This is a genomic window from uncultured Flavobacterium sp. (assembly GCF_963922255.1).
Lineage (GTDB): Bacteria > Bacteroidota > Bacteroidia > Flavobacteriales > Flavobacteriaceae > Flavobacterium.
In genome coordinates this window covers 1-1,613 of record NZ_CAWUIC010000046.1, presented here as the reverse complement: position 1 = coordinate 1,613, position 1,613 = coordinate 1, and the positions used below count along the sequence as shown (strand labels likewise).

The window sequence follows — 1,613 nt, the reverse complement described above, 5'->3', positions numbered from 1 at the left end:
AAAAAGAAAATATTAATTAACTTTAGAGAACTAGACTAGGGCTTTTCATAGGAGCCATTGTTGTGTGCAGTTTTTATTATTTCGTTTGTTTTTTCTGTTAGAATTTCAATTAATTCTTTATCCATATATTCAAATCTATCTTCTATTTCTAATACTTCGGTTTTCGGAATGTCAATTTTTCTATATAATTCCAAAAGTCTTTTAGAATGTTCATATTCCATTAAAAGTATCAAATCAGCCCAATTAACAAGCTTTTCAGATATTTTTACAGGACTTTTACTGCTAAATCCAGCTGATTTCACATAAACTCTTTGGTCATTCGAGAATATTTTTTCAGCTGTTCTACTTCTTCTTTTATTTCGGCTACAAACAAACAGGATATTCATTAAATCTGTTTTATAGATTTATAGCTTTCATCAGTCCAAATAAAGTTTGAAGTTGTCATATATTCAATTCCTTTTTCTTCCAATATTTTGATTCCTTCCATCGTTAAATTTGTAGTCAGAATTAAATATTCTGACTTGTCAAAATCCAGCTTTGAAATAACTTTTTCTAACTCTCTTGATAAAACAACATCATTTCGGTCAGTCTTAAATGACACAATTTTCTTTCCAATTTGATTTTTAGTCATAAGTCCACTAAATCCGTTCGGAACTTTTGAAAAATCGGACTTGTCTTTTATATATATAGTTTGAAATTTTATCATTTTTTCAAATTGCACACAACGTGTTGTGTATGGTTAGTTGCGTTGGCTGGAACCAAGTTAGCAAAAAAGAAACTAACCATTAGGAAAATCCGATAGGATTTTCCGAGTACAAACAGAACAAGCAATTAATTATACACGGTGTTGCCAGTAGTTTTTTATTATTCAGCCTTTTTATTTTTTATTATCATTCTTACATCTGAATACAGATACATTCCACAAATTCCGATTCCAAATAAGGTTAAAAAGATGCTTTTTATTCCATTCGAAAATAAGCTCCAAACACAAATAGTTATTACAAAAATCGCAAAAGGATAAGTAAATAATCTAATTAGAATGTTTTTCAGAGACCATTCATTTTCAGGTGCTTTTTCCTCAATTTCAATATCCAGAATCTCGTATATTTCCTCAAGTTGATTTTTCCTTTCCATTTTATAAATCTTTCGAGAAACCCAAGCTACCAGAAAGACGAAAACAGCAATTAAGGTAATCCATTGCCAATTATCAATTGGATTAAATTCAGTCGGATTGTTAGGGAAAATCAAATACAGAAACAATAAAGAGGCAATTCCAATTAGAGTTTTTCCAACAGGATTCATTTTATCCGTTATGTTTGTGAGATGATTATTAGCATTAAATTCGAATGTAAAAATCGAATAGAAAGTCAGATTCCACATATTTTGACTCCACACTTTTATTTCATTCCGATTTATTTCTCCTTTCGCTCGCATATCACGTGAAAAGATATTCCATAAATGATTAAGAAAACTGTCTTTTTTTCTTAATTCAATTAGTTTTTCAACATCTTTTTTTGTGACTTCCATTCGGTTTGGTCAAATTACTGGCAACGGTTTTGGCTCGTATGTTTGTTTCTTAGTTTGAAGATAGTATATTTTTAAGAGATTAGGAG

Annotated in this window: 3 protein-coding genes; all 3 read right to left on the bottom strand. The window is 29.6% G+C overall.

Annotated elements, in window-relative coordinates; all coding sequences use genetic code 11:
* Positions 1-35: 35 nt before the first annotated feature.
* Positions 36-386, bottom strand: a complete 351-nt coding sequence (locus tag AABJ49_RS14280; RefSeq protein WP_338378967.1) for a hypothetical protein — start codon at positions 384-386, stop codon at positions 36-38.
* Positions 386-706 (bottom strand): hypothetical protein, encoded by a 321-nt coding sequence (locus tag AABJ49_RS14275; protein WP_338378966.1) that lies wholly within the window; start codon positions 704-706, stop codon positions 386-388. The genes AABJ49_RS14280 and AABJ49_RS14275 overlap by 1 nt, the downstream gene beginning before the upstream one ends.
* A gap of 158 nt (positions 707-864) precedes the next feature.
* Positions 865-1,527: a hypothetical protein gene (locus tag AABJ49_RS14270; RefSeq protein WP_338378965.1), complete on the bottom strand. Its 663-nt coding sequence runs from the start codon at positions 1,525-1,527 to the stop codon at positions 865-867.
* Between the last annotated feature and the right edge of the window lie 86 nt (positions 1,528-1,613).